Origin of the sequence: Halorubrum sp. Atlit-26R, assembly GCF_003666015.1 — an archaeon.
In the GTDB taxonomy this organism is placed as follows: Archaea; Halobacteriota; Halobacteria; order Halobacteriales; family Haloferacaceae; genus Halorubrum.
The window spans coordinates 1-26,905 of the sequence record NZ_QPLT01000010.1 but is presented as its reverse complement, the minus strand read 5'-3'; the positions used below and the strand labels follow the sequence as shown (position 1 = coordinate 26,905).

The window sequence follows — 26,905 nt, the reverse complement described above, 5'->3', positions numbered from 1 at the left end:
CAGAGCGTCCACCGTAAAAAGCACCGTGACCCGGCGGTCGCCTCGAACCCGTCGCCGCGATCGGCGGCCGCCGCGACGGGGGGCGGGGTCGGCGGGCTACTGCTCGGTCGGGGCCGCCAGGTCGTCGACGGAGAAGCCGGGCTCCATGAGGCGGTCCGTCTGGTCGCTCACGTCGCGCCCCTCGCGCATCAGCTGCTTGAACGCGGACTGCGGCGAGAGGTCGCCGATGAGCACGCCGCCGACCACCTTCCCGTCCTTCAGCGCGACGCGGCGCCACTCGCCCTCGGCGGTGGTCGCCTCCACCGACTCGTCGCCGAGCGTCGGGTGACCGAACGAGAGGAACGGGAAGTCGAAGTGCGTGATCGAGTACGAGGAGACCCACTCGAACGCCTCGCTGCCGTACTCGACCATGTTGCGGGCCGCGATCGTCCCCTGCTCCTTGGCCGAGCCCCACGAGCCGTTCTTCGCGTGCTCGCCGAGAATCAGGTCGTCGAACGTCGTGATGTCGCCCGCGGCGAACACGTTGTCGACGTTGGTGCGCATGAACTCGTCGACGACGATGCCGTCGTCGAGTTCGAGCGGGGTGTCTTCGACCAGTTCCGTGTTGAAGTTCAGCCCGATGGCGACGCCCGCGAAGTCGCACTCGTAGCGCTCGCCGTTCGGGTCGACGGCGGCCTCGACGTGGCCGTCGTCGTCGACCTCGAAGTGGTCCACGCCGGAGCCGAAGACGGGCTCGACGCCGCGCTCGCGCATCGCCTCGTGCATGATCTCCGCGCCCTCCTCCGAGAGCGCGTAGCGCCACCAGTTGTCGCCGCGCATCAGGTACTTCGCCTCGACGTCCTGCGCGCCGCAGATGGCCGCGAAGTCGATGCCGAGCAGCCCGGCGCCGACGATGACGCCCTTCTCTGCGCCCTCGACGCTCTCTTTGATCTTGCGAGCGTCCTGGAACGTCCAGAAGTGGTGGATCCCGTCGGCGTCCGCGTTCCCGACCGGGAGCTGCTGGGGCGTGCCGCCGACCGCGAGCAGGAGGGAGTCGTACTCGAACGTCTCGCCCTCGTGGGTGTGAACCGCGTCCGCCTCGACGTCGATGTCGACGACGACCGTGTTGAGCCGCAGGTCGACGTCGTGGTCGTCGTACCAGTCCTCCTCGTGGATCGAAATCGGCGCCTCGGGGAGCTTCCCCTTCGCGTACTCCTTGATCAGGATCCGGTTGTAGAGGGACTCACCCTCGTCCGTGAGAACCGTGATCTCGGCGTCGGGCGCTTCCTCGCGCAGCGTCTCGGCCGCGGACGCGCCCGCGATACCGTCACCGATGATCACGTACGAATCGCTCATGGCTCGGGGTTCGGATTCATGGTTAATGTGGGTTGTCATCCGCGCTCGCCCCCGTGAGAACGGGCGACACGACCCGCGAAAACGCGAACGAAGGCACCGTTCGCGGCGGTACCGCGATCCGTTTCAGTGGTCCGCGCCCGCCGGCTCCGCGGGGAAATCCTTCTCGCCCGCCTCGATCGCGACGTCGAGCCGGTTCTCCGTCGGGACGAGCGGGCACTCGTACGCGTGGTTGTACGCGCAGGTCGGGTTGTACGCGTGGTTGAAGTCCACTATCCACTCGCCGTCGACGCGGTCGCGGTCGGGCTCCAAGTCGAGGTATCGGCCCGCGCCGTACGTCGCCTCGCCGCTGGTCGCGTCGCGGAACGGCACCCAGAAGCGGTCCGCGCCGTCGGCCGGGCGGTACGCCTGAAGCGTCGCCGCCTCGCCGTCGACCTCGAACCGGAACTCCCCCCAGCGGCGGTACGTCTGCTCGCCGTCGGCGGTCGTCTCGACGGTCACGGTCTCCTTCTCGTCGTGTTCGTGGAGCGGGAGGTGGAACCGGAACGACGGGTCCGGCTCGAAGTACGCCAGTCCGGGGAACGCGTCGCCCCGCATCGCGACCGGCAGCGGCGACCGCGCCGAGTCGCGGAACTGCTCGATCTTCGCCTCCCGCTGCGCCTCCACCTGCCCAGCCCAGTCGTCGACCTCGTTCGAGTCCATGTCTACCACAATATTGTTCGTAAAGCGCAATAACAGTTCCGCGGTGGGGACGGGCTCGCACACGATCCCCTCGCACGAGTCCACGGGGCTCCGTTCGCGTCGAGAGCGAGTCGAGAAACCCCGGCCCGACGCCACAGATTCAAGAGCGTCCCGACCCAACGACGCGTATGAAAATCCGGCAGAACATCCGCCACTGGGCCGCGAAGAAGGCGTTGACCACGCCGGTGGTCGGCGACGTCGCCAACGACAAGCTCGTCGACCTCCACACGAGCATCTTCCTCAACAAGGCCGACGAGGACCGGCGCGAGGAGCGCCGCGACCACCTCGACAGCTTCTTCGACGCGACGATGGACACGTACGTCGCCGCCTTGGAGGCCGGCTACCCGGAGGCCGAGGCCCGCGAGATCACCCACGTCCAGGCGAACTTCGACTTCTTCAACCACGGCTGGACGGAGATGATGGAGATCCCGGGCGACGAGCTGGAAGCGCACTACCGCCGGTACGAGTCGTTCTTCTCGGAGTACGGGATCACGATCGACGACCCGCTCGGCGAGTTCCGGCCGGCGGCGGGCGTCGTCGAGGCGCCGGAGACGTCCGAGAAGCTCGACGAGCCCGAGTACGAGAACGCCTTAGCCGGCTTCGCGGACGACGTGTACGTCGAGACCGACGAGGGGGAGACGGTCGTCGGCGGCGACACGGAGGAGCCGGACGAGGTCGACCCGTCGGCCGCGCCCGGGCTCGACGAGGACGAGGCGAGCGCCTGAGCGCGCTCAGCGATTTTTAACTCCCTTTCCGTCGGCGCTCGGCAGCCGCATCGGCGACCACGGTAGCCCGCCGCCCACTTTATAATCCACCGGAGAGACGGTGACGCATGAACCGCGGGCAATCGTTCCTCCTGCTTCTCATGGCGTCGGTCGCGCTCCTGACGCTCTTCGTCATCCTGCCGTTCGTCGAGTACGTGATCGCCGCGGCGATCCTCGCGTTCGTCCTCTACCCGTTCCACCGGCGCCTCTCGCGGTGGCTCCGGGCGCGCGTCTCGAAGCGGTTCGGACACATGCTCTCGGCGCTCACGCTCATCTTCTCCGCCATCGTCGCCGTGATCATCCCGCTCGCGTACATCTCGTGGGTGTTCGTGCGCGACCTCACGGCCATCGCCGCGGGCGAGACCGGCATCAACGTCGCCGCGATCGAAGCGGAGATCGCCGCGCTCACCGGACAGGACCCGGAGGTCGCCGACCTGATCCAGACCGCCGGCGAGCTCCTCGTCGAGGTGCTGTTCGGCGGGTTCAGCGGCGTGGTCACCACGGGGCTCCGGGCCTCGGTCGGCCTGTCGCTCGCGCTGTTCCTGCTCTACTACACGCTCATCGACGGGCCGGCGTTCGTCGGGTGGATCCGGGACACGAGCCCGCTCCCTCCCGAGGTCACCGCGGACCTCGTCGACCGGGTCGACGCGATGACGCGCGGCGTCGTGATCGGCCACATCTCCGTCTCGCTGCTCCAAGCCGTCATCGCGGGGGTCGGGCTCTGGGTCGCCGGGATCCCCAACGTGGTGTTCTGGACGTTCGTGATGGCGGTGCTGGCGCTGCTGCCGCTCATCGGAGCCTTCTTCGTGTGGGGGCCCGCGGCCGCCTACCTCGTGGTCGTCGATCAGGTCACGGCCGGGATCTTCCTCGCGGTGTACGGCGTCGCGGTGATCGCGATGGTCGACAACTACGCCCGCCCGCTCGTCATCGACCAGCGGGCGCACCTCAACCCGGCGATCATCCTCCTCGGCGTCTTCGGCGGCATCTATTCGGTCGGATTTACCGGCCTCTTCGTCGGCCCCATCGTGATCGGCGTGCTCGCGGCCACGCTGGAGACGTTCCGAGAGGACTACGACGCGATCTGACCGGGGTTTAACCCCGCACCCCGCGAACGACACCCATGGCGACGACCGCGACCTCTCGACTCCCGAACCGCCGCGACGCCCTCCTCATCGCCGGCGCCGCGGTGGCAGTCAACCTGATCGGCGCGCTCGGCGTCCCCTTCACGACGACGCAGGGCGCGTGGTTCGCCTCGCTGGAACTGCCCTCCTTCTACCCGCCGGGGTGGGCGTTCGGCGTCGTCTGGCCGATACTGTACGCGCTGCTGGGCGCCGCGGCCGCGCTCGTCTACCTCGCCGGCCGCGACGGGGGAGCGTCCGCGGGACGCGTCTGGACCGCGCTCGCGCTGTTCGGCGTCCAGCTCGCCGTCAACGTGGCGTGGTCGCCGGTCTTCTGGGGGCTCGAACGCGCCGACCTCGGGCTCGTCGTCCTCGTCGTCCTCCTGCCGCTCGTGGTCGCGACGATCCGGGCCTTCGACCGCGTCGACCGCCGCGCCGCGGCGCTGCTCGTCCCCTACCTCGCGTGGGTCTGCTTCGCGACCGCGCTCAACTACGCCATCTGGTCGCTCAATTAGCGCCCGTCGCGCGGGGACCGGTCGGGGTCGGGCGGCCCGCGCTCCAGCCGCTCCGCGACGAAGCGGCGCTCCGCCCGGCTCAGCTCCCCGTCCGTCTCGCGGAACGCCGCCAGCCCCTCGCGGTACCGCTCGGGGTCGACGCCGGCGGGCGTCGCGGCGGGGCGCGCCAGCTCCAGCTCGGCGATCCCCGTGCGCTCGCCCGTGTACGCGAAGCCGCACTTGTGGCACGCCTCGTACGCGAACGGGTTGTTCACGGCGATCTTCACGCGCTCGAAGCCGGCGGCAGCGAGGTCGGCGACCGTCTCGCCGATCAGCCGCGGGCCGATCCCCTCGCCGCGCCGCGCGGCGTGGACCGTAACGTACCGCAGTCGACAGGTGGTCGGATCGGTCCGGTCGGGCGAGAAGGAGACGGCCGCGACCACGTCCTCGTCGAACGCGTCGGGGTCGACCGTGTCCGGCAGCGGCTCCTCCGGCTGCCAGTCCGGCGCGGCCGGGCTCCCGTCCGGCGTCCGAATCACCGACTTCCCCGGCGCGCCGACGACGAACTTCCCGGCGTACGCGAACGCCCGGTAGTCGAGCCGCAGGGTCGTCCCGTCGTCCGGGGGACACACGAGCGCGTACTCCATGCGGCGTCGTACGACGGGGAACGGATAAATTGGGTCGGTGGCCCTTTATCCGTCGCGCCGCTGGTCGCGTTCATGTACGGACTCGGCGACGTTGGCTTCTTCGACCGGGTGGCGCCGCTGTACGACCTCGCGATGCCGCCGGCGGACGGCGAGGCGCTGGCCGCCGGTCTCGACCACGCCGACCGCCCGATCGATCGCCTCCTCGACGTCGGCGGCGGCTCGGGCCGCGCGGCGGCCGCGCTGACCGGTCCGGAGATCACGGTCGTCGACGCCTCCGTAGAGATGCTCTCGCGGGCGCGTCGCGGCCGCGGGCTCGCGGGACTCGCGGCCGATGCGGGCCGACTCCCGTTCCGGGACGCGAGCGTCGACGCGGTCACGGTCGTCGACGCGTTCCACCACCTGCCCGATCAGGACGCCGCGCTCGCGGAGGCGGCGCGGGTGCTCGCGCCCGGCGGCACGCTCGTCGTCCGCGATTTTAATCCGGACCACCCCCTCGGGCGACTGCTCGTCGCCGGCGAGCACGCGATCGGGATGGAGTCGCGGTTCCGGCCCCCCAGCGACCTCGCAAGCGCGATGGACGCGGTCGACCTCGACCCGCGGATCGTCGACCGCGGGTTCGGCTACACGGTCGTCGGCGTTCGACGATGATCGGTCGGTACAGAGAAAGAGACAGCCGATCGGCGGTGTCGTGGCGCGTGCCTGCGAGTGGCCGCCGAAGGCGGCCGCGAGCAGCACGCGCGAGGGAGTCGGCGGCGACCATCGGGAGCCGCCGACGAGGCTGGGGAGGGGTAAGGTGCTGGGCGGAGCGGTGCGGGGCGGGACCCGAAGGGGCGGCCGCGAGGCGGGCGTAGACGACGCAAGGACCGCAGGAACGAGCGGAGCGAGTGACGAGGACCGTGGTTCGAGACGCCGGCGGCGTCTCGTCATCACGAAAGGCGCTCCGCGCCTTTCGAACGACAGCGAGTGTACGCCCGCCGAGCGGCTGGGGCTTCGGCGGTGTTCGTGTCGATCGGTGTCGAGGAATTTGGTCGTTCGCCTCAGTCCTGCGTCCGTCCCTGCGGTTCGGCGCCGCGGGTCGGGTCCGGGGAGTCCTCGTCGTGGCTACCCTCACTGCCGTGGTCGTGGTCGCTGTGGTCGTGGCCGCCGTGGTCGTGACCACCCTCATCGCCGTGGTCGTGGGCGTCGTTCGACCCCGTCTCGCCGAGGACCTCCGCGCCCTCCCCGTCGATCATGTCCATGTTCTTGAGGTTGTCGCGCTCCTCGAAGTCCTCGACCGCCTCCATCACGTCCGCCTGCGTGATCGTCATCCGGTCCTCGGTGAGGGCGCCGAGGACGGCCTCGCGGAGCACCATCCGGAGGTCCGAGCCGGTGAGCCCGCTGGTCCGGTCGGCGACCTCCTCGGGGTCGAAGTCGGCGATCTTCATCTCCTTGGTCACCACGCGGAGGATGTCCGCGCGCATGTCGCGGTCCGGCTTGGGGAAGTTGACGATCTCGTCGAACCGGCGCCACGCGGCGGCGTCGAGCTGGTCCGGGTGGTTCGTCGCGCCGATGAGGAGCACCTCGTCGCGGACCAGCGACACCTCGTCGATCGACTTCAGCAGGGTGTTGACCGCGCGCTTCAGGGCGGCGTGCTCGTCCGAGCGGCGGGTCTTCGCCACCGAGTCGAACTCGTCGATGAAGAGGATACACGGCGAGAGCCGCTTGGCGACCTCGAAGCTCTTCTCGACGTTCTTCGACGTCTCGCCGAGGTACTGGCTCGTGATCATCGAGAGCTTCACCTCGACGAACGGGAGCCCGAGCTCGTGGGCGAGCGCGCGCGAGACGGTCGTCTTTCCGGTGCCCGGCGGGCCGACGAACAGCAGCTTCCCGATCTCGCGGAGACCGATCTCCGCGAGGTACTCGCGGTGTTCGATCGCCTTGACGATCTTCTGGATCTCGCCCTCCTGGTCGCCGGTCAGCACGAGGTCGGCCAGCGTCGTCTCGATCTCCTCGGGCGCGCGGACGTTCACGAGGTCGAGCATCTCCCCGTCCTCGTCCTCGTCGAAGTACTCGGAGAGCAGCGCGTCGATCCAGACGCGGTCGGCCTGGACCGGCCGCACGTCCTCTCGGGCCTCCTCGCGGGTCACCGGCGGTTCGAGGTCCTCGGCGGCCTCCATCGCGGCGACGAGCGTCGGGTTCCCGGCGAGCCGGTCGTCGTCCGCGCGGTCGCGGTACCACTCTAACCCCATCGCGGGCTGGGTCAGGGAGATCTCGCCGGAGAACTCCGTGCGTTGGGTGAAGAGGAGGTCGGAGACCGCGTCCCACGGCCGCTCGACGCCGGTGGCGGTGCGGGTGGTCTCGTCGGTCGCCTTCAGCGGTCGCTCCACGCCGCCGGGGGCGTCCTCGGCGGCGTCGGCCGACCAGAACACCTGCCGGAAGCGCGGCGGCAGGTCGTTCTCGTCGAGGTCGCGGTCCTGCGTGTAGAAGTGCGTCGTCAACACGAACTCGACGACGTCGAGCGCCGGGTCACTCATCCGCGCGAAGTAGCGCCGGGACGCGGTTAAGAGCGTCGAAGCGCCCGCGGTCGAGGCCGGACCCTGTCGGCGGGAGCGAAGCGCCGTCGGGGCGGGCGAACGGGAGCGCCGTCGGGGCGGGCGAACGGGAGCGCCGTCGGGGCGGGCGAACGGGAGCGCCGTCGGGGCGGGCGAACGGGAGCGCCGTCGGGGCGGGCGAACGGGAGCGCCGTCGGGGCGGGCGAACGGGAGCGCCGTCGGGGCGGGCGAACGGGAGCGCCGTCGGGGCGGGCGAACGGGAGCGCCGTCGGGGCGGGCGAACGGGAGCGTCGTCGGGACGCGCGGACGGACGCCGTATCGAATCCTTATTAGCGCTGGTCCGCGACGTACCGCGCATGAGTTCCGAAGACGCGGGCGCGCCGGGAGACCCCGCCGGCGACGGCGCGAGCGAGACCGACGACACGAGCGAGACCGACCACGAGAACGCGCTTCAGGACGTCATCGCCGTCGACCCCGACGACGTGGCGCAGGGAACGGTGAACCGGCTCGACGCGCACACCGGCGACGGGATCCGTCACCGGGCGTTCACCTGCCTCGTCTTCGACACCGACGGCCGGATCCTGCTGGCCCAGCGCGCGCCGAACAAGCGCCTCTGGGACGGCCACTGGGACGGCACGGTCGCCTCCCACCCCGTCGAGGGGCAGTCCCAAGAGGAGGCCACCGAGCAGCGCCTCGAGGAGGAGCTCGGCATCTCGCCCGACCAGTACGACGACCTCCGGGTGACGGACAAGTTCGAGTACAAGCGCTACTACCCTAACGAGGGCGTCGAGTGGGAGGTGTGCGCGGTGCTGAAGGTGACCCTCGACGACACCTCGCTCGACCCGGACGACGACGAGATCGGCGGCATGCTGTGGGCGGACTACGACCACCTCCACGAGAACCCCGCGCTGTACCGCCAGCTCCGCCTCTGCCCGTGGTTCGAGATCGCGATGCGGCGCGACTTCTCCTGAGCGGTCGGTCCGTTCCGCGGCCGGGGCGACCCCGTCCGCGCGCGGTCTCTTCTCGAACCGAAGCGGCGACTTGAAGGCGCTCCCGCGCCGCGATCCGGTATGACCGTCGTCGCCCTGCTGGCGAACCCGCCCCGCGAGGGGCTCGTCGGAACCGCGATCGCCGAGTCGACGCCGCTGTCGCCCGCCGAGGCGGCCGACCTCTACGAGGCGATGTTCCGAGACGCCGTCCTCGCGGTCGAGCGCTCGGGCGGCGAGCTCCTCGTCAACTACCCCGACGAGGAGGACCTCCCCGCGGAGTACCGGACGGAGACGAGCCCGGAGGCCGAACTGCGGACGCTCGTCGCGGACACCCTCGGCGGCACCGACGAGGTCCGCTTCGAGCGGCAGGTCGGCTCCTCGTTCGGCGCGCGCGCCGGCAACACCGTCACGCACCTGCTGCGCGAGGAGGGCGCCGACTCGGTCGCGGTGGTCACCCCGACCGCGCCGCTGCTCTCGCGGACGATCGTCGACTCCGCGGCGATGAAGCTCCGCACGACCGAGGTCGTCCTCGGGCCGTCGTCGAACGGCCGGGCGTACTACGCCGGCTTCACCGAGCCGATCGACTTCGACGGCGCGTTCGAGGCGCCGGCGCTGCCGACGCTCGCGGAGCGCGGGCGCGACGCGGACCGCTCGGTCGACTTCGTCGAGCCGTCGCCCTCGCTGGAGACGGGCGAGGACTTGCTCGACGTGGTGCCGAACCTCCGGGCGCGGTTCGCCGCGGAGCGCGTGGTCCCGGACTACACCGCGGCGTTCGTCCACGAGAAGGGGCTGGACGTGGTCGTCGAGGACGGCGAGCAGCGGTTGGTTCGGGACTGAGCGGTCGGGCTCGGGCGGTTCGGTGGGGCTCGTCGGATCCGATACCACTTAGTCGGACGACCTCCAGCGATGACGTGTGGTGGGATGGCAGAGCGGCCTATTGCGCCTGCCTTGAAAGCAGGTAGCCTCACGGCTTCCTGGGTTCGAATCCCAGTCCCACCGTAACGCGTCCGGCGCACTTCGCGCCGGACGCGGTTCGTGCGGGATTCGAAGCAGAGAGCGACAGGTACCTCAACCGGTCGCGAAACTATATGTGGTTACTGGATCGCGTCGTCCGTCGATTTCGGTCGGCACCGCGCGTCGTCGGCGCTGACGCCCGAACCGCAACACGACCGGTAACGGTCGCGTACACCTGATAACACTCGCGTCCGGTGACGCGTGGTATCGCGTGCCGCATTATCTTTAACACCGTTCCGACACATGTTCGTGGTAGGTGATACAGACATGAGCTACGAACTCGATCCGCTTCCGTACGACTACGACGCGCTGGAACCGCACATCTCCGAGCAGGTGCTCGAATGGCATCACGACACCCACCATCAGGGGTACGTCAACGGCTGGAACTCCGCCGAAGAGACGCTCGAAGGGAACCGTGAGTCCCACGACTTCTCTTCGTCCGGCGGCGCCATCCGCAACGTGACCCACAACTCCTCGGGCCACATCCTCCACGACCTGTTCTGGCAGAACATGTCGCCGGAGGGCGGCGACGAGCCCGAGGGTGAGCTGGCCGACCGCATCGAGGAGGACTTCGGCTCGTACGAGGCCTGGAAGGGCGAGTTCGAGGCGGCGGCCTCCGCGGCCAGCGGCTGGGCGCTCTTGGTGTACGACACGTTCTCGAACCAGCTCCGCAACGTCGTGGTCGACAAGCACGACCAGGGTGCGATCTGGGGCGGTCACCCGATCCTCGCGCTGGACGTCTGGGAGCACTCCTACTACCACGACTACGGTCCGGCTCGCGGCGAGTTCGTCGACAACTTCTTCGAGGTCGTCGACTGGGAGGAGCCGTCGGATCGCTACGAGCAGGCCGTCGAGCTGTTCGAGTAAGCGCGTTCGAGAGGACGCGTTACGCGCGTCGAGATCCGCATTTTTTCGCAGGACGCTACGGGGTTAGTGACGGGTCCGTTCAGGCCGACTGATTTATAAGTGATTGCTGGTGAGTCAACGGTGAACTCCACTGAATCTCAGCTGCTCATTTATAAACAGCTGATTGCGGATCGGCGGAAAACACCTCCAAAGCCCCAGCTGTTCGCTTATAAATACTCGACTACGGATCGGCGGAAAACGCCTTCAAATTCCCAGTTGCTCGCTTTAAAACACTCGACTACGGATCGGCGGAGAACACCTCCAAAGCCCCAGCCGTGAGGGCGGCGCACGCTCGTTGCGCTCCTCGCTCGTTCGCTCCGCTCACTCGCTGCGGTGCTTACATCGCCTGCGCCGCCCTCACGGCTGCCCCTTTGAGTCCCACCCCGCACCGCTCCGCACCGCACCTCTCACCTCCCCAGCCTCGTCAGTCGCCGTCGCTTCGCTCCGGCGACTGACTCCCTCGCGCGGTGCTGCTCGGCCGCAAAGCGGCCTCGCAGGCACGCGCCACCGCACCGGTGAATCTGTATCGGCAGCGTTTACGGACGCGGTCGCGTATCCACGCGCATGCCCGAACCGAAGTCGGCGTTCGACGCCACCTACCCGTGCGACTTCTACGAGCCCGCGGAGCTGTTCGAGCCGGACCAGATGTACACCATCCCGGAGATCGGTCGCCTCCTTCAAGGGCTGGAGCCGGACGCCGAGGTCGACCCCGACACCGAGGCCGTGCTGGTCGACTGGGCGGTCCCGTGGGTGATGGTCCACGCCGAGGAGATGGTCGTCGCCGAGCCGCTGAGTGAGGACGGCCCGGGGTACTACGGGCTCGCGACGGATGAGGAACCAGACGCGGAAACCGCCACCGACGAGTCGGCGTGACCGGGGAGTCCTCCGCCCCGCCGACCTACCTCGTCGCTGGCGGCGCGCGCGTCGACGCCGGCAAGACCACCTTCTCGGCGGGGCTGGTCGCGCACCTCGCCGAGCGCGCGGGCGACGCGGTCGGCGTCAAGCCCCGCGCGGGCAACGACTACTGGTTCGACCACGACGACTATCGGGTCGCGACGGACGCGGGCCGGCTCTACGGGAAGGACGCGCGCACCCTCGCGGCCGCGACCACCCGCGCGCTGCCGACGGTCGACGACGAGTCGCCGTCGCCCTCGGCGGTCACCCCGGAGTCGATCAACCCGGTCCACCGGCTCTGGAAGCCGACGCCCGGCCGGACCGGCATGCTCGGCGACGCCGACCGCACGTTCCTCTGCGACCGCGTGACGACCGAGTCCGGAACGCGGTTCGTCGTCAACGGCGCGGCCGAGGACGCGGGCTTGCTCCCCGAAGAACTCGCCGAGCGCCTCCCGCTCGCGGACGCGACTCGTGTGAACGACGTTCCAGAGTTCAACGAGGTGATGGCCGAGTCGCACCTCCCCGCGATAGAGCGGCTCGCGGAGCGCGTCGCGCGCACTCCGGTCCCGCGAGTCGTCGAGTCGTACGCCGACGTCGCCGGGACGCTGCCCCGCGACGGGCCGGTCGCGCCCGACGCGGTCGCCGTCGTCGACCCCGGCCGCGCCCGTATCTACGCGGGCGACCGCTACGCGAAGGCCCGGGCGGTCGCCGCCGGCAGCCCGCGCGAGGGGGCCCGCGAGGAGCACGTCGACGCGGTGACGGAGATGATCGAGCCGCTCGCGACCGAGCCGCTGCCGGCGCTGTCCGGCGACGTCCGCGGTGACCCCGACCGCGTGGCGGCGGCGTACGAACCGGCGTACGCGGCGCTCACGGACGCGGTCGAGAACTGAGGAAGTTCCGCGTGCGGCCCGCGCTCAGGCGTTCCGCTTCGTGTAGTGTTCCAGCGCGGACTCGATGGAGGAGAGGTCGGCGGTCACCCGGCTGTCGGCGACGCGCATGAAGCCGGGCGTGTACGACGACGAGTAGTCGAAGATGCGGTTGACGGCGCGCTTGGGGGCTGAGACGGCGCCGAAGTCGGTGACCGTGTACACCCGCGTTGTCGGGAACGCGGTCCAGAACGTGCCGCTCGCCCACCGGTCCTCGTCCGCGAACGTCTCGCCGACGCGGCCGGTCGCGACGTACTCGTCGTCCGCGTAGAACAGCAGGAGGTCGCCCGCCGCCATCTTGTCGAACGTCGACCCGTTGCCGCTGTCGTCGTCGACGGCCCATAGGCGGGCCTCGTCGAGGTCCGCGAGGGGCTCGGGCCGGTCCGGGTAGTCGGTGAGGTCGACGGCGGACCGGACCGTTCGGTCGAAGTTCTCCGGGTCGATCGGGACCAGGAAGACGTTCTCGCTCATTACCCGTCGTTTCGCCGGCAGAGGTTTAAAGCCGTTCGTTGATGTCTCAGGTCGAGGGCCGTCCGGTCACTCGTCGTAGTCGGCGTACAGGCGGTCCATCCGCGCCGCCATCACGAAGTCGGCGCGCGTCAGGCCGCCGACCTCGTGGCTCCACATCTCGACCCCGACCTCGCCCCACGACAGCGCGATGTCGGGGTGATGCCACTCCTTCTCGGCGAGCTCGCCGACGTCGTTGGTGAACGAGAGCGCCGTCTCGAAGTCGGGGAACTCGTAGCTCGCCTCTAAGTGGTGGCCGTCGATTACCTCCCAGGCGGCGCCGAGCTCGTCGAGGTAGTCGGCGCACTCGTCTTCGTCGAGCGGTTCTCCGTCGTCGCCGGCCGGTTCGACCGGCTCGTCCGCGAGCGGTGAGGACATACCCCACGTTGGGCGACGAGCGGTTTGTACCTTCCGCGGGCGAGCCCCACCGATCCCGACGAGCGGGGGTCGGGAACTCATCGGAGCCGCGAGAGCGCGCCGCGGACCGTCCGCCGCAGTCGGGCAAGTCGTCCGTCGCCGCCGTCCGCGTCGCTCCCCGTCGCGCCGGGCTCGGAGAGCTCCCAGCCGGCCTTCTCGGCGGCCTCGTCGACCCGCAGGAACTCGTAGCCCGTCTCGGTCGCGACGCGCTCGTCCGCGCGGGTGGTGCCGACGAACACGCGCCGCGGGGCGGCGCTCTCCTCGCGGACGTCCGCGAGCGTTCCCCACTTGTCCCAGTTCGTGAGCGCGTAGTCGTTTTTGACCCCGTGGTCGCGGGCGAACGCCGCGACCTGCTCCGCCTCGTTCGCGACGATACCGACGTGGCGGCTCCACCGGCGCGCGTCGGCGAACGCCGCGGCCGGGTCGGCGAGCGAGCGCGCGGCGCCGAGCGAGAACACGAGCGTCACGTCGCCGTCGCCGGGGTCCGTCGCGTCGATTCCCATCTCGTTCGGCGGGAGGCGACCCGCGGCCTAAACGCTGTGGGGAGGCTTTTGTCCGGGCGCCTCCTCGGCCCCGACGATGGAGTTCGAATCCACCTTCGGCACGGCCGCGCCGCTGCTCGGCATGGTCCACCTCCCGCCGCTCCCCGGCGCCCCCCGAGCGCCCGACGACGGACGCGAGGCGATGCGCGCGGCGGTCGAGCGGGCCGCGAGCGACGCGCGGGCGCTCGACCGCGGCGGCGTCGACGGGATCGTGATGGAGAACTTCGGCGACGCACCCTTTTACCCCGACGAGGTCCCGCCCCACGTCGTCGCCGCGGTCACCCGCGCAGCGACCGCGGTCGCCGACGAGACCGACCTCCCGCTCGGGATCAACGTCCTCCGGAACGACGCCGAGGCCGCCCTCTCGGTCGCCGCCGCGGTCGGCGCCGACTTCGTCCGCGTGAACGTCCACACCGGCGCCCGCGTGACGGATCAGGGGATCGTCCAGGGCCGCGCCCACGAGACGCTCCGCCTGCGCGACCGGCTCGGCGTCGACGTCGGCGTGTTCGCCGACACCGACGTGAAACACTCGGCGCCGCTGACCCCGGCGGGATACACCGCCGAGTCGTTCGCCGACACCGCCGAGCGCGGCCTCGCCGACGCCGTCATCGCCTCCGGGTCCGGGACCGGCGAGGCGGTCGACGCCGAAGCCTTGGAAGCGGTCGTCGACGAGCGCGACCGCCACGGCCTCGACACGCCCGTCCTCGTCGGCAGCGGCGTCACGCCGGAGACGGTCGCCGACCTGCTCGGCGTCGCGGACGGCGCGATCGTGGGAACCGCTCTCAAGGAGGGCGGCGAGACGACCGCGCCGGTCGACGCCGACCGCGTCGCGGACCTCGTCGCGGCCGCCGACGCGGTGCGGTGACGAGGCTCCGGCCTCGGATTACTCCCTCTCGGTGACGCTTCGCTCTGCGAGGAACGATTCGACCTCGCTCCGCGTCGGCAGTCCGGGCTGCGTGAACCGGCTCGTGCAGTTGATCGCGGCGACTGCGGCCGCGAACCTGACGCCGGAGGCGACGCCGTCGCGGTCGGCGTCGTGGTCGCCGTCCGGCTCCCCGGACGCCTCCGGTGGCCGTCCCGCGATCCACCGGTCGATCAACCCCGCGGTGAACGCGTCGCCGGCGCCCGTCGTGTCGACCGTCTCGACGTCGAACGCGTCGAACTGCGACACGTCGCCCCCGGCGACCGCTGTCATCCCGTCCGCGCCGTGCGTGAGGACCGCGCGGGGCCACGTCGGCCCGCGTCGCGACCGCGATCCGGTCCCCGGGTCGGATCCCGCGTCGGACGCGACCGCTCGGCGCTGTGCGTCGGCGATCCGCTCGACCGCCGCCTCCGCCGAGCCGAAGAACGCCGGAGCGGCGACGCCGTCCGCGACGAACAGATCGGCCCGGTGGAGGAACCGGTGGATCGTCGCCGGTTCCGTCCCGCGCCCGACCAACTCCTCGACGGATCCGGAGAGGTCGAAGATCAGCGCGGGCGGGGTACCATCCGAGTCGGTCGCGCCCTCCCGGAGCGACTCGACCCGGTCGAGCACCCGCTGCGCCGCGCGGTCGGGGGCGTAGGCGGTGAGGAAGACGGCGTCGGCGTCGGCCATCGCCGCGAGCGCGTCGTCGCCGAGCCGGAGCCCGCGGAAGCTCTCGCCCGCGGTGACGATGGCGCGCTCCCCGTCGGGGTCGCGGAGGATGAGCGACCGCGTGTGGGGGTCGTCGCCGACGGCGACGTGGGTCCCGTCCACGCCGGTTTCGGCGAGGTACGTCAGCGCGCGCCGCCCGTACTCGTCGTCGCCGACGCGGCTGACCAGGCCCGCGTCGCGGCCGAGTCGGTCGAGCGCGACCGCGACGTTGGCGCCGACGCCGCCGAACGCGGACGTGACCTCGCTGGCGAACGCGCCCCCGTCCGGCTCGGGGAGGTTGCTGACCGCGTACCACTCGTCGATGGCGGCGGCGCCGATCGAGAGAATCGCCGGCGAACCCCCCTCCGCGGCGTCGCCGGCGTCCGACTCCGGCGTCACGACTCGCCGAAGAAGGAGTCGTGGACCGCCATCGCGGCCTCGACCGCGATCGGTCCCTCGACGGTCGTGTCGCCGTCCGCGCGCCGGATCACCTCTTCGAGGGGGATCGGCACCACGTCGCCGGAGAGCTCGCCGAGCGTCTCGCCGTCGACGCCGAAGACGACCCGCCCGATCCCCGCGTAGTGGATCGCGGTCGCGCACATCGGGCACGGCTCGGTGCTCGCGTACATCGTACACGCCGTCAGCTCGTCGGCGTCGAGCTCGCGCGCGGCCCACCGCGCGAGTGTCAGCTCGGGGTGCGCCGCCACGTCGCCCTCGGTCCGCGTCTCGTTGCGCGCCTCGCCGACGACCTCGCCGTCGACGACGAGCAGCGCGCCGAACGGAGTGTTGCCTGCCTCGACGGCCGCCTCCGAGAGCCCGATCGCTCGCTCCACGTACTCGCGGTCGGTCGGGTCGTCGGGGAGGTCGTCGAGGCCCCGAAACTCGCCGGCGTCGCCGGGCGCGTCCGCGTCTGTCATACCCCCCTGTTCGCCTCCGGGTACCTAACGGTTGGTGCCGCCGTCGTCGGCCGACTTCGGACGGTCGTCGTCCGGCGGCCTCGAGTCCCCTCCGTTCGAGTCGGTCGGATTCCCCACACCCTGCGACTCCCGCACGTCGCGGAGCGCGTCGACCGCGTCGTCGGTGGCGCTCGCGGTCCGCGTCTCGGTGGCGGCCGCGGGGTCGAGCCCGTCGGGTTGGTCATCGTTGGTCGCGGTTTCGTCGGCCTCGTCGGCGTCGCTCGGTCCCGTCCCGTCGTCCGATTCGCCCGCGTCCGCCGCGTCGTCGCCCGCGCCGAAGAGCCACGCGCGGACCGCGTCGATGAATCCCATGGGTCTGTGTGGTCGTCGTCAGTAGTTTCTGAACAGCAGCGCGCGCACGTCGTCTTTCGTCCGCGCCGTCTCGACGCTCCCGTCGGGGAGGTCGACCTCGTACCGCGCGTCGCCGTCCCCCTCTCGCCACTTGTCGGCGTGGGTGTCGAGGAGGCTCATCATCGCGTCCAGCTGGCCGGCGCCGCCGTCGTCGTCGCTTCCGGTACTGTCTCCACCGGCGTCATCTTCGCTTGCTTCGTCCTCGACCGAGTCGTTTTCGTCGTCGTCCTCGACTGGCTCATCCGCGGCCTCGGCCGCGTCGAGGTCGACGTCGACGCGCGCGAAGGGGTCGGCGGCGAGCGCCTCGGCGGCGTCGAGGATCGCGTCGACGAGGTCGTCCTTCGTCATCCCGCTGCGCCCGGTGACGTCGAAGGCGGCGGCGATGTCGGACAGGTCCATCGGATCGTCCGGATCGGGGTCGCTGTCCCGTCGGTTCCGCGCCGAGAGGAGTTCGCGGGCGCGGTCGCGGTCGAACGGGACCGCGTCGGCCGCCGCCGCTTCGCCAACGGCGTCGGTCGGCTCGTCGCCGGTTTCGGCGCCGCTCTCGTCGCCCGTCGGCGCCGCGACGCGTTCAGGGTCGTCGACGGCGTCCGCGAGGTCGAGCAGGTACGCGAGCGCGTCCTCGCGGTCGACGGAGGCGTACGGGCCGGCGTGGGCCGCTTTCAGCTCCTCGCGGAGCGCTTCGATCCGGTCGGCGTGGTCGTCGGTGACGTCGAGCGTGGGCATGGTGTGGGTCCGGGGCTACTGGTTCTGTGGCTCGGGCGGCTACTGGTTCTCCTCGAAGCGCGCGAGCGCGTCCGCCCAGCTCTCGGCGAACTCCGGCTCGCCGGAGTGGTCGGCCTCCACGTCGGCGTAGCCGCAGTCGTCGCAGGCGACGGCGGTGGCGGCGCCCAGCGAGAGCGACGACAGGGCGGCGCCGCAGCGGGGGCACTCGTGCGACACGGATTCTCGCGTGGAACCTCGTCGCCCGCGGTGAAAAACGCACGGGTCGGGTGGGTGCGTCGACGGACGGGAACGCGATCGGAGCGGCGGGCGGACGGTGCGCCGCCGGGGGTAACAGTCATTACACTCGGCGGAAACGTTCGGATATGAGCGAAGCGGACGCCGAGAACGTCCTCATCGAGTACTACCGTCGCTACGTCGGCGACCCGGACCGAACGATCGACGTGTACGCCGGCTTCGGACTATTCTCCGCCGGCATCGCGCTCGGGGTGATCGGGGTCGTCGTGTTCCTCTACAGCGCGACGCTCGACCCGACCGCGGCCTCGACGTTCGCGGTCCGCGAGGTCGCCGCGGTCGCGGGCGCCGTGGGGCTCCCCGCGCTGCTGTTCGGTATCGTCGTTCTCCTGCCGGTCGACCGCCGGATGCTGTACCTCGCGGGCGCCGGGATCGCGGTCACGCTCGCCGCCACGGGCGCGTTCACCTGGGCGTACCCGCACAACTGGAACGTCGTCGTCAACACGGACTACAGCGCGCAGATCGTCGCCGTCTACGCGCTCGGACTGGTGGCGGTCATCGGCGCCACTGGCGGCGCCCTGGTCGCACACCGCGTCGAGCGCGTCGCGGGCGGCGAAGCCGTGGGTAGCGCGGCGGGCGGTGCGGGCGGTGCGGGCACCGGAGGCGGCGTCGCGGACGCGAGTGGCGGGTCGGGGTCGGAAGCGACCGGATCCGGCGGCGAGGCGGTCACCGAGGAGTCGGTTCGCGCGGACATCGAGCGCGAGCTGGAGGACGCGGAGCTGACGTGGGGCGGCGTCGAGCGCTCCGAAACGCGCCGGCTGGAGCTGAACACGAGCGCGGTCGACGAGGCCGACGTCGACGCCGAGAAGCTCGCGGGGTCGGCGACCGAGACCCGGACGACCTCCGGCACGGTCAACGACGCGGTCTCCGAGTTGAAGGGGCTCCAGGGCGGGGACGTGAAGACCGACAGCGGCGAGGGGACCGACGACCAGGCCGCGAAGCTCCGCGAGCTGCGCGAACAGCAGCGGAAGGAGGCCGAGGCGGAGGCCGAGGAGGACGGTTCGGTCGTCGACAGGATCAAGGGACTGTTGGGCTGAATCGGACGAATCGCGTTCGGTGTTATTTATAAGTCGATGGCTCGGCGGAGAACATCGGTGAACTCCTACGAGGTCATTTATAAATGGCCGATAGCGGATCGGCGGTGGACTCCGCCAAAGCCCCAGCCGCTCACTTATAAATAACCAACTATAGATCGGCGGTGGACACCGCCAAACTCCCAGAGGGTCGTTTATAAATAACCGACAGTAGATCGGCGACGAACACCTCCAAAGCCCCAGTCGCGAGGAGCGCGGAGGCTCGCTGCGGTCCTCGGTCACTCGCTCCGCTCGCTCCCTGCGGTCCTTACGTCGTCATCAGAACGCTTCGCGTTCTGATTGGCTCACGAGAGCTCCGCTCTCGTGAACGCCTCCGCGCTCCTCGCGACTGCCCCTTTGAGTCCCGCCCCGTACGGCACCGCAACCGCCGGAAGACGGTCCTGCTCGCTCGCTTCGCTCGCTGCGCGGGCTGCGACTTCCGTGCTCCTGCTCGCTCCCTCCGGTCGCTCGCGGGACCGCACCTCACGCCTCCCCAGCCTCGTCGGTCGGCGTTTAAAACGCCGACCGACTCCCTCGCGCGTGCTGTCTCGCGGCCGCCGAGGGCGGCCGCTCGCAGGCACGCGCCACCGCATCACCTCGTTTATTTATAAACGATCCACCCCGGACGACCACGATTTATATCCGACGGCGGGGAGGCCTCGACATGGCCAGACGAAGTCTGCTGTTCTCGCCCGGCGACAGCCCCGATCTCATGCGGAAGGCGCCCGGCGCCGGCGCCGACGTGATCTGCTTCGACCTCGAAGACGCCGTCGCCCCCGGCCGGAAGGACGAGGCGAGGGCCGCGGTCCGCGAGGTCCTCGCGGACCCCTCGTTCGACCCGGACGCGGAGGTCTGCGTGCGGCTGACCGCCGAGGCGCCCGCGGCCGACCTCGACGGCGTACTGCGGGGAGGTAGCGAGGACGGGACCGGTGACGGACCCGGCGGCGGGACCGACGACGTCCGCCTCGACGCGGTGATGCTGCCGAAGGTGGAGGCCGCGGACCGGGTCGAGCGCGTCGCCGACCTGTGCGCCGAGCGGGGACGCGACCTCGCGGTCTTCGCGCTCGTCGAGACCGCGGCGGGAGTGCTCTCCGCGCAGTCGATCGCGGCCGCGGACGCGACCGACGCGCTCGTGTTCGGCGCCGAGGACCTCGCCGCCGACGTGGGCGCGACCCGGACCGACGAGGGGACGGAGGTGCTGTACGCCCGCGAACACGTCGTCATCGCCGCGAGCGCGGCCGACGTCGACGCGATCGACACGGTGTACACGGACTTCTCCGACGAGGCGGGGCTCCGCGAGGACGCGGCGTTCGCGCGGCGGCTCGGCTACGACGGGAAGCTCGCGATCCACCCGGCGCAGGTGGCGCCGATCACCGAGGCGTTCACGCCGGATCCGGCGGACGTCGAGTGGGCCGAGGCCGTCCTCGACGCGCGCGACGAGGCGGAGCGGGAGGGCCGAGCCGTCTTCCGAGTCGACGGGGAGATGATCGACGCGCCGCTGATCGCGCAGGCGGAGCGGATCCTCGACCGGGCGCCCGACGGCGACCGCTGAGGCCGGGTCGCCCGTCCGCGCTGCCTTCGAGTCGCCCGTCCGCGCTGCCTTCGAGTCGCCCGTCCGCGCTGCCTTCGAGTCGCCCGTCCGCGCTGCCTTCGAGTCGCCCGTCCGACTTTCCGGAGTGGCTGTGTGCGGTGTCGACACACACAATTTCCGTACCGGTCGTCACAGTTAACCTCTGGCCGCCGGCACGTGATGGTATGTCTTCTGAGGCGAACCCGTTCGAGAGTCTGCGAGAGCAGGTGGACGACGCCGCGGCGGTCGTCGACGCCGATCCGGGCGTCATCGAGCGCCTACAGAACCCGGAACGGGTGTTAGAGACGAACCTGACGTTCGAGCGCGACGACGGCTCCCTGGAGACCGTCCGCGCGTACCGCTCGCAGTTCAACGGCGACCGCGGCCCCTACAAGGGGGGGATCCGCTATCATCCGGGCGTCACCCGCGACGAGGTGAAGGCGCTTTCCGGCTGGATGGCGTACAAGTGCGCCGTCGTCGACGTGCCCTACGGCGGCGGGAAGGGGGGAATCGCGATCGACCCGGCCGACTACTCGGAGACCGAGTTAGAGCGGATGACGCGCGCGTTCGCGACGGAACTGCGCCCGCTGATCGGCGAGGACCGCGACATCCCCGCGCCGGACGTCAACACCGGCCAGCGGGAGATGAACTGGATCAAAGACACCTACGAGACCTTAGAGAACACCACCGCGCCGGGCGTGATCACGGGGAAGGCGCTCGACTCGGGGGGCAGCGAGGGACGCGTCGAGGCGACCGGCCGCTCCGTGGCGCTGTCGGCCCGCGAGGCGTTCGACTGGCTCGACCGCGACCTCGCGGGCGCGACGGTCGCGGTCCAGGGGTACGGTAACGCCGGGTCGATCGGAGCGGCGCTGCTCGACGACCTCGGCGCGAGCGTGGTCGCGGTGTCCGACTCTTCCGGCGGAATCCACGACCCCGACGGGCTCGACCCCCGCGACGTGAAGGCGCACAAGGCCGAGACCGGCTCGGTGACGGGCTACGCCGACGCCGACGCGCTCACGAACGACGAGCTGCTCACGCTCGACGTCGACTGCCTCGTCCCGGCCGCGCTGGAGAACGCGGTCGACGAGGACCTCGCGGCGGACGTCGACGCGAAGCTGGTCGTCGAGGCGGCCAACGGGCCGCTCACGCCCGGCGCCGACGACGTGCTCGCCGAGCGCGACGTCCACGTCGTCCCCGACATCCTCGCGAACGCGGGCGGCGTCACCGTCTCCTACTTCGAGTGGGTCCAGAACCGACAGCGGTTCAGCTGGACCGAGGAGCGCGTCAACGAGGAGCTGGAACGCGTGATCACGGACGCGTTCGACACGCTCGTCGACACCTACGAGTCGAACGAGGTCCACAACCTCCGCACCGCGGCGTACGTCGTCGGCATCGGCCGGATCGTGGACGCGTACGACCAGGCCGGTAGCTGGCCGTAGCGGGCAGATTCGACCGCTTCAGGAACCGCTTCGACTCACTCTAGGTGCGCGTCCCGGATCTCGACGTGCCCCCGGTCGCCCTCCCACACCGCGTCGTACGTGAGGTCGATGCGGCGGTCCATGTGCGGCCCGTCGACGACGTACGTCTCGAACTCGCCGCCCTCGCCGAGCGGGTGGACGCCGTACTCCTCGCGGAGCGCGAGCAGCTCGTCGAGCGCGTCGGCGTCGAACCGCCGCCCGAGCCACGACTCGTCGAGCCCGTACGCCGCCACCTGAACGATCCGGATCTCGAAGCCGGCGTCGAACATGGCCTCCGCGAGCTCGACCGGGTCCCGCTGCCACAGCGGCGCGAACAGGTCGATCCCGAGCCGGTCGCACATCGCCCGAATCCGGTTCGTCTGGAACTCGCTCTCGACGGCGCCGGCCGTGACGCCCGCGAGGTCGACGTCGTCCGCGGCGGCGACCTCGCGGAGGGCCGCCTCCATCGGCTCCAGTTCGGCGTCGCCCTGCGCGCCGGCGTCGTCGACGTCGTCTGCGCCGAAGTCGTCGGGCGACACCTCGACGAGGTCGATCCCGACGCTCTCGGCCGCGAGCGAGGCGAGCTCCGTCGCCGGCGTGTGGTACATGTACGAGTCGCCGGCGGGGTGGACGGTCAGCAGCCGCGAGACGTCGAGGCCCTCCTCTAAGGCGCGGTACAGCGCCCACGAGGAGTCCTTGCCGCCCGAAAAGAGGCTCACCCAGTCGTCGGTCATTGGCGAGGGAACGCCCGGCTTACGTAAATCGTCGACGGTCCCGGTTGACGACCGTCGACTGTCGGCTCCCGGACGCGTCGATCTGTCGATACAACAGTAATATCCCCGCGAGTTATCCGGAAATCCAGCATCATTAATGAAAAATGATAAACTATTAGCGACGGTGCGTCGGAGTTCGCGTATGGAAGACCGATCGAAGTCGACGTTCGAGACGCTCGCCGTCTCCGAGGGCGAAGAGCCGTTCGAGACCGGGAGCGAGGCGGGCGACGTCGTCTCGCCGATTCACCTCTCGTCGACGTTCGCCCTGCCGGGCCTCGATACCGAGATGCGACTGGATGACGTCGACCCGGCCGCCGGCGAGTTCGTCTACGGCCGGCTGTCGAATCCCACCCGACACGCGCTGGAGACCCGAATCGCCGCGCTCGAAGGCGGCGCTCACGGGGCCGCGTTCGCCTCGGGCACCGCGGCGATATTCACGACGCTGCTCGCTCGGCTGACCCCCGGCGACCACGTCGTCGCCTTCGAGGACCTGTACGCCGGCACCCGTCGGATGCTCGACGACGTGTTCCGGTCGCGCCTCGGCGTCGACGTCACGTACGTCGACGCGACGGACACGGCGAACGTGGCGGCCGCGCTCCGCGAGGAGACCGCCATCGTCTGGATGGAGTCGCCGACGAACCCCAAGCTCGCGCTGTGTGACATCGCCGGTATCGCCGACCTGGTCGCGGACCGAGACGTGCTGTTCGGCGTGGACAACACGTTCGCGAGCCCGTACTTCCAGCGCCCGCTCGAACTGGGCGCCGACGTCGTCGCGCACAGCACGACGAAATACCTCAACGGTCACTCCGACGCCATCGCCGGCGCGGTCGTCACCGACGACGACGCGCTGGCCGAGGAGATCCGGTTCCTCCAGCGAGTCGGCGTGGGCGCCGTGAGCGGCCCCTTCGACAGCTACCTCGTGTTACGAGGCACCAAGACGCTCGCCGCGCGGATGGAGAGACACGAGGCGAACGCGACGGCCGTCGCCGAGTTCCTCGACGGACGGGCGGAGGTGAGCGACGTGTACTACCCGGGGCTGTCGAGTCATCCCGACCACGAGCTCGCCCGCGAGCAGATGTCCGGCTTCGGCGGGATCCTCTCGTTCGAACTCGACGGGACGATAGACGACGCGAAACGGTTCGTCGAGGCGCTGACGGAGTTCACGCTCGCGGTCTCCGTCGGCGGCGTCGAGAGCCTGATCGAGCTGCCGGCCGCGATGACTCACGAACCGCTCTCGCCCGCGGAGCGGGAAGTGCTCGGGATCTCGGACACGTTGCTCCGCGTGTCGGTCGGCATCGAAGGGGTAGACGACCTGATCGCGGATTTAAAAGGCGGGTTCGACGCGATGAACCGTCGCACGACGACGCCGTCGGCCGACCGCTGACGCCGCGGCGAGCGCGCTGCTTCAGCGTAATTCAAGCTGGAGCCCCCGACCTCAAGGAGCGACCGAAGGGAGCGAGTAGGTCGGGGAGGAAACCGACATGATACCGTCATTACCACGTTCTACACGTGGCTACCTCTCCTCCAAAAACAGTATTATCATAAAAACTTAGCGTAACGTCTGAATTACGGATGGAGGTGCGTCGCACGGTCCCCGTCAAACTCGACGTGGCCGACAGCGACGCCGACCTCCTCCATGAAACTATCTCCGAGTTCCTGTGGGCCGCCAACTACGTCGTCGACCAAGCCTGGCAAGGCGAGTATAAAACAACAAGCAAGGCCGAGCTACAACGCGAGACCTACGACGACGTGCGAGCCGAGACGCGACTTCAAGCGAATCTCGTCCAGAACGCCCGTAACAAGGCCGCCGACGCCGTCCAAAGCGTCGTCGCCCGCTGGAAACAAGGTGACTACGCAGGGAAGCCGCATTTCACTGCCTCAACTCTCGTCTACGACAAGCGGTGTGCGACGTTTAACGAAGACCACGCGACGCTCTCGACCGTCGAAGGCCGTATCACCGCCGAGTACGTCGTGCCAGACGGTAACCGTGAGACGCCCCACTCGGAGTATCTGTTCAACGACGACTACGAAGAGACAGGCGCGGAACTCCACTACCGCGACGGCGAATTCTACCTTCACGTCCGCACAAAGGCGGACGCGGAGTTCGAGACTGCCGACGACGGCAACGACGGGCACAGCACAGTCCTCGGCGTTGACCTCGGCATCGAAAACGTCGCCGTCACCTCCACGGGCACGTTCTGGAACGGCGCAGAGCTAAACCACTGGCACCGCGAGTTCGAAAAGCGGCGTGGATCGCTTCACCAGCGCGGGACGCGGGCTGCTCACGAAACCATCCAATCGGTCGGACGCACCGAGACAGGTCGGTACGACCACTTTTTACACACAGTCTCGAAAGAACTCGTCGCGGAAGCCGTCGAATACGACTGTGACGTGATCGCGTTCGAGAACCTGACCGGCATTCGTGAGCGGATGCCGAACGCCAAGAAGTTCCACGCGTGGGCGTTCCAACGTGTGTTCGAGTACGTCGAGTACAAAGCCGAGATAGTCGGCATCTCCGTCGAGCAGGTGAGTCCCGCCTACACCTCCCAGCGGTGTTCCAAGTGCGGGACGACACTCCGAGAAAACCGCGAGACACAAGCGCGGTTCTGCTGCCAGAAGTGCGGTTACGAAGTGAACGCCGACTACAACGCAGCGAAGAATATCGGTCTGAAGCATCTCCGCTCGGCGCAAACGTCGTCGGGTGGAGGCGCACCCGTAAACGTGCGCTTGAATCGCGGGACGTTGAACGTGAACGGCGATTACGAGCCTGCCAGCGATGGCCAGAACGGGAGTCCACGCGAAAGCCCTACCCTCAACGAAGCGAACGGCAGCGCCGTGAGCGAGTAGGGTAGGGTAGTTTACTCCGAGATGAACTCGTTGTCGCGCCAGTTGACGCCGCCGTCGCCCTCGCCGGCGCCCTGCGGGCTCTCGACGACCTCGATGCTGGCGGGGCGCGGCTCGCCCTCGACGATCCGCGTCGCCTCCAGCTCGTCGTCCTCCTCGGTGATCGCGGTCAGCGTCCCCTTCTCGGAGAGCAGCGCGATCTGCCGTAACACGAGGAACATGGGGTACTGGAGCGCGGAGTTCTGGAGGACGGTCTCGCGGTCGCCCTTGAAGCAGGCGAACTCGACGAGCTCTGAGGGGATCTCCTCCTCCTCGTCGTCCATCCACTGCGGGCCGCCGGCGCGGGGCGGCTCCTCCTCCCAGACTCGGGTCTCCGTGACCGACGCCTTCAGCTGCGCCGTGGGCGTGTACTTGCTGATCGACTCGTCGTCGGACAGGGCCTTGATGATGAGTGTGTTGTTTCGACGCGTGATGTCGATGTCGTCGATCTCCTGCGGCAGGTCGGGATCTTCGTCGAAGTACGTCTCTACGTCTTCGAGGGGCAGTTCGAGCGTCGAATGAAGTCGGAACACGCGGCCTGTCATTGTTTGTGGAATGCGGTGGGGTCGAACCGGTGGTCACGGCGGCAGCGGCAACGGCTGCACCTACCCCACGTAGGCACCGTAGGTTTATATGGACTGCCCTTCGAGGTGTGAAGATCGGCGCGACGCGCTCGCCCGGCGTCTCACGCTTCGAGGCGGGGATCCGGCACCGGAGCCGGGCCTCACTCCGCGCCCAGTTCGGCGGCGAGCTCGCCGCGCTCGTCGAGTTCGGCCAGGACGTCGCTGCCGCCGACGAACTCCCCGTCGACGAACGTCTGCGGGATCGTCTCCCAGTCGCTGTGCGATTCGAGCGCCTCGCGGTACTGCGGGAGCGCGGGCAGCACGTCGACCGTCTCGAACTCCTCGACGTGTTGCGAGATGAGCTCGACGGCGCGCTTCGAGTAGCCGCACTGCGGCATCAGGCGGTTCCCCTTCATGAACAGCACCACGTCGTTGTCGGCGATGGTGTTCTCGACGCGCGCTTCGATCTCCTCGGGGTCGGCGTCCGTTTCGGGGCTGAACGTCATGCGGACGTGTACGCGACGGCGAGGCAAATGGGTTCCGCACGGGACGAGCGGTGATCGTGAGGTGAGCGGGCGCCTGATTATTTATAAACCACCGACGGTGTGGGAGCACTTCGGTCGCCAAGGCCGTTTTAATACGAATTAGGCGCCATGGAACCTCCACCCGCTCGTTTATAAATAACCGATCCCGGATCGACGGGTCGCGTAAAGTTAGAGGATGAGGCGGTCGATTTCTGAGTGTCTATGCCAGAATTCGACCGCCTCAGCGAACGTATAGCGTGGATCGACTTGTCGTTTGTGGAGCGAGATCGAACTCCGCGTTGGG

The 26,905-nt window shown here is 69.6% G+C and carries 30 protein-coding genes and 1 tRNA gene; 16 read left to right on the top strand and 15 right to left on the bottom strand.

The features are described from left to right. Positions 1-96 precede the first annotated feature (96 nt). Together DVK07_RS11960 and DVK07_RS11955 are read right to left on the bottom strand one after the other, a co-directional pair. A complete protein-coding gene (locus DVK07_RS11960; RefSeq protein ID WP_121597280.1) occupies positions 97-1,335 on the bottom strand; it encodes an NAD(P)/FAD-dependent oxidoreductase in 1,239 nt (412 codons plus the stop codon). Positions 1,336-1,458: 123 nt separating this feature from the next. After that, positions 1,459-2,034, bottom strand: coding sequence for a DUF1684 domain-containing protein (locus DVK07_RS11955; RefSeq protein WP_121597279.1), 576 nt, complete (start codon positions 2,032-2,034; stop codon positions 1,459-1,461). 167 nt (positions 2,035-2,201) lie between these two features. On the opposite strand from DVK07_RS11955, the gene DVK07_RS11950 reads away from it, so the two are divergent. The 3 genes from DVK07_RS11950 (at position 2,202) to DVK07_RS11940 (ending at position 4,470) form a co-directional block, all read left to right on the top strand. Next, positions 2,202-2,798, top strand: a complete 597-nt coding sequence (locus DVK07_RS11950; RefSeq protein ID WP_121597278.1) for a DUF6149 family protein — start codon at positions 2,202-2,204, stop codon at positions 2,796-2,798. Positions 2,799-2,905: 107 nt separating this feature from the next. After that, positions 2,906-3,922 carry an AI-2E family transporter gene (locus DVK07_RS11945; RefSeq protein ID WP_121597277.1) on the top strand — a complete coding sequence of 339 codons (1,017 nt, stop codon included), beginning with the start codon at positions 2,906-2,908 and terminating at the stop codon, positions 3,920-3,922. Between the two features lie 35 nt (positions 3,923-3,957). Continuing rightward, complete coding sequence (locus DVK07_RS11940) at positions 3,958-4,470, top strand: TspO/MBR family protein (RefSeq protein ID WP_121597276.1); 513 nt, start codon at positions 3,958-3,960, stop codon at positions 4,468-4,470. Here the strand turns inward: DVK07_RS11940 and DVK07_RS11935 are convergent. Continuing rightward, positions 4,467-5,096: a GNAT family N-acetyltransferase gene (locus DVK07_RS11935; protein WP_121597275.1), complete on the bottom strand. Its 630-nt coding sequence runs from the start codon at positions 5,094-5,096 to the stop codon at positions 4,467-4,469. The two genes, DVK07_RS11940 and DVK07_RS11935, sit on opposite strands and share 4 nt — an antisense overlap. Before the next feature lie 72 nt (positions 5,097-5,168). Between DVK07_RS11935 and DVK07_RS11930 the strand changes: the two genes are divergently transcribed. Next, positions 5,169-5,744 (top strand): class I SAM-dependent methyltransferase, encoded by a 576-nt coding sequence (locus DVK07_RS11930; protein ID WP_121597274.1) that lies wholly within the window; start codon positions 5,169-5,171, stop codon positions 5,742-5,744. A gap of 389 nt (positions 5,745-6,133) precedes the next feature. Here the strand turns inward: DVK07_RS11930 and DVK07_RS11925 are convergent, their stop codons facing one another. After that, positions 6,134-7,609 carry an ATP-binding protein gene (locus DVK07_RS11925; protein ID WP_121597273.1) on the bottom strand — a complete coding sequence of 492 codons (1,476 nt, stop codon included), beginning with the start codon at positions 7,607-7,609 and terminating at the stop codon, positions 6,134-6,136. Positions 7,610-7,983: 374 nt separating this feature from the next. On the opposite strand from DVK07_RS11925, the gene idi reads away from it, so the two are divergent. The 6 genes from idi (at position 7,984) to DVK07_RS11895 (ending at position 12,320) form a co-directional block, all read left to right on the top strand. After that, positions 7,984-8,598: an isopentenyl-diphosphate Delta-isomerase gene (gene idi / locus DVK07_RS11920; RefSeq protein WP_121597272.1), complete on the top strand. Its 615-nt coding sequence runs from the start codon at positions 7,984-7,986 to the stop codon at positions 8,596-8,598. A gap of 99 nt (positions 8,599-8,697) precedes the next feature. Further along, entirely contained in the window at positions 8,698-9,453 is a 756-nt protein-coding gene (locus DVK07_RS11915; RefSeq protein ID WP_121597271.1) for a DUF2064 domain-containing protein, read from the top strand. Between the two features lie 78 nt (positions 9,454-9,531). After that, positions 9,532-9,615, top strand: a tRNA-Ser gene (locus DVK07_RS11910). Positions 9,616-9,897: 282 nt separating this feature from the next. After that, entirely contained in the window at positions 9,898-10,497 is a 600-nt protein-coding gene (gene sod / locus DVK07_RS11905; protein WP_121597270.1) for a superoxide dismutase, read from the top strand. A gap of 603 nt (positions 10,498-11,100) precedes the next feature. Further along, complete coding sequence (locus DVK07_RS11900) at positions 11,101-11,409, top strand: DUF5827 family protein (protein ID WP_017342848.1); 309 nt, start codon at positions 11,101-11,103, stop codon at positions 11,407-11,409. Next, positions 11,406-12,320 (top strand): ATPase, encoded by a 915-nt coding sequence (locus DVK07_RS11895; RefSeq protein ID WP_121597269.1) that lies wholly within the window; start codon positions 11,406-11,408, stop codon positions 12,318-12,320. Before DVK07_RS11900 ends, DVK07_RS11895 begins: the two co-directional genes overlap by 4 nt. A 24-nt stretch (positions 12,321-12,344) precedes the next feature. On the opposite strand, the gene DVK07_RS11890 is transcribed toward DVK07_RS11895, so the two are convergent. The 3 genes from DVK07_RS11890 to DVK07_RS11880 all read right to left on the bottom strand — a co-directional run bounded on the left by DVK07_RS11890 (position 12,345) and on the right by DVK07_RS11880 (position 13,783). Beyond that, positions 12,345-12,827 (bottom strand): hypothetical protein, encoded by a 483-nt coding sequence (locus DVK07_RS11890; RefSeq protein ID WP_121597268.1) that lies wholly within the window; start codon positions 12,825-12,827, stop codon positions 12,345-12,347. A gap of 66 nt (positions 12,828-12,893) precedes the next feature. Then, entirely contained in the window at positions 12,894-13,241 is a 348-nt protein-coding gene (locus DVK07_RS11885) for a 4a-hydroxytetrahydrobiopterin dehydratase (RefSeq protein ID WP_121597267.1), read from the bottom strand. A 77-nt stretch (positions 13,242-13,318) separates the two neighbouring features. Beyond that, complete coding sequence (locus DVK07_RS11880; protein WP_121597266.1) at positions 13,319-13,783, bottom strand: hypothetical protein; 465 nt, start codon at positions 13,781-13,783, stop codon at positions 13,319-13,321. A gap of 76 nt (positions 13,784-13,859) precedes the next feature. Between DVK07_RS11880 and DVK07_RS11875 the strand changes: the two genes are divergently transcribed. Beyond that, the gene (locus DVK07_RS11875; protein WP_121597265.1) at positions 13,860-14,687 is read left to right on the top strand and encodes a BtpA/SgcQ family protein; all 828 of its coding nucleotides are present in this window, start codon (positions 13,860-13,862) and stop codon (positions 14,685-14,687) included. 18 nt (positions 14,688-14,705) lie between these two features. On the opposite strand, the gene DVK07_RS11870 is transcribed toward DVK07_RS11875, so the two are convergent. The 5 genes from DVK07_RS11870 to DVK07_RS23320 are packed head-to-tail and all read right to left on the bottom strand — an operon-like array spanning position 14,706 to position 17,683. Continuing rightward, a complete protein-coding gene (locus tag DVK07_RS11870; protein WP_121597264.1) occupies positions 14,706-15,833 on the bottom strand; it encodes a carbohydrate kinase family protein in 1,128 nt (375 codons plus the stop codon). Further along, complete coding sequence (locus DVK07_RS11865) at positions 15,830-16,351, bottom strand: nucleoside deaminase (protein WP_121597263.1); 522 nt, start codon at positions 16,349-16,351, stop codon at positions 15,830-15,832. The genes DVK07_RS11870 and DVK07_RS11865 overlap by 4 nt, the downstream gene beginning before the upstream one ends. A 24-nt stretch (positions 16,352-16,375) precedes the next feature. Continuing rightward, positions 16,376-16,702, bottom strand: coding sequence for a hypothetical protein (locus DVK07_RS11860; protein ID WP_121597262.1), 327 nt, complete (start codon positions 16,700-16,702; stop codon positions 16,376-16,378). 18 nt (positions 16,703-16,720) lie between these two features. Next, positions 16,721-17,467 (bottom strand): hypothetical protein, encoded by a 747-nt coding sequence (locus DVK07_RS11855; protein ID WP_121597261.1) that lies wholly within the window; start codon positions 17,465-17,467, stop codon positions 16,721-16,723. A gap of 39 nt (positions 17,468-17,506) precedes the next feature. Continuing rightward, complete coding sequence (locus tag DVK07_RS23320; protein ID WP_008445351.1) at positions 17,507-17,683, bottom strand: hypothetical protein; 177 nt, start codon at positions 17,681-17,683, stop codon at positions 17,507-17,509. Positions 17,684-17,829: 146 nt separating this feature from the next. Here DVK07_RS23320 and DVK07_RS11850 point away from each other — a divergent pair, with 146 nt between their 5' ends. The 3 genes from DVK07_RS11850 (at position 17,830) to DVK07_RS11835 (ending at position 21,840) form a co-directional block, all read left to right on the top strand. Next, complete coding sequence (locus DVK07_RS11850; RefSeq protein WP_121597260.1) at positions 17,830-18,795, top strand: permease; 966 nt, start codon at positions 17,830-17,832, stop codon at positions 18,793-18,795. A gap of 700 nt (positions 18,796-19,495) precedes the next feature. Beyond that, the gene (locus DVK07_RS11845; protein WP_121597259.1) at positions 19,496-20,383 is read left to right on the top strand and encodes a CoA ester lyase; all 888 of its coding nucleotides are present in this window, start codon (positions 19,496-19,498) and stop codon (positions 20,381-20,383) included. Between the two features lie 203 nt (positions 20,384-20,586). Next, positions 20,587-21,840: a Glu/Leu/Phe/Val dehydrogenase gene (locus DVK07_RS11835; RefSeq protein WP_121597258.1), complete on the top strand. Its 1,254-nt coding sequence runs from the start codon at positions 20,587-20,589 to the stop codon at positions 21,838-21,840. A gap of 35 nt (positions 21,841-21,875) precedes the next feature. Here DVK07_RS11835 and DVK07_RS11830 read toward each other — a convergent pair whose 3' ends face one another. Then, complete coding sequence (locus DVK07_RS11830) at positions 21,876-22,592, bottom strand: diphthine--ammonia ligase (RefSeq protein ID WP_121597257.1); 717 nt, start codon at positions 22,590-22,592, stop codon at positions 21,876-21,878. A 181-nt stretch (positions 22,593-22,773) separates the two neighbouring features. On the opposite strand from DVK07_RS11830, the gene DVK07_RS11825 reads away from it, so the two are divergent. Together DVK07_RS11825 and DVK07_RS11820 are read left to right on the top strand one after the other, a co-directional pair. Continuing rightward, positions 22,774-24,015, top strand: a complete 1,242-nt coding sequence (locus DVK07_RS11825) for a PLP-dependent aspartate aminotransferase family protein (RefSeq protein WP_121597256.1) — start codon at positions 22,774-22,776, stop codon at positions 24,013-24,015. Between the two features lie 188 nt (positions 24,016-24,203). Further along, on the top strand, positions 24,204-25,478 hold the full coding sequence (locus DVK07_RS11820; protein WP_121597255.1) for an RNA-guided endonuclease TnpB family protein: 1,275 nt from the start codon (positions 24,204-24,206) through the stop codon (positions 25,476-25,478). A gap of 11 nt (positions 25,479-25,489) precedes the next feature. Here the strand turns inward: DVK07_RS11820 and DVK07_RS11815 are convergent, their stop codons facing one another. Both DVK07_RS11815 and DVK07_RS11810 read right to left on the bottom strand, forming a co-directional pair. Then, positions 25,490-26,059 carry a hypothetical protein gene (locus DVK07_RS11815; RefSeq protein WP_121597254.1) on the bottom strand — a complete coding sequence of 190 codons (570 nt, stop codon included), beginning with the start codon at positions 26,057-26,059 and terminating at the stop codon, positions 25,490-25,492. Between the two features lie 179 nt (positions 26,060-26,238). Then, the gene (locus tag DVK07_RS11810; RefSeq protein ID WP_121597253.1) at positions 26,239-26,583 is read right to left on the bottom strand and encodes a glutaredoxin; all 345 of its coding nucleotides are present in this window, start codon (positions 26,581-26,583) and stop codon (positions 26,239-26,241) included. Between the last annotated feature and the right edge of the window lie 322 nt (positions 26,584-26,905).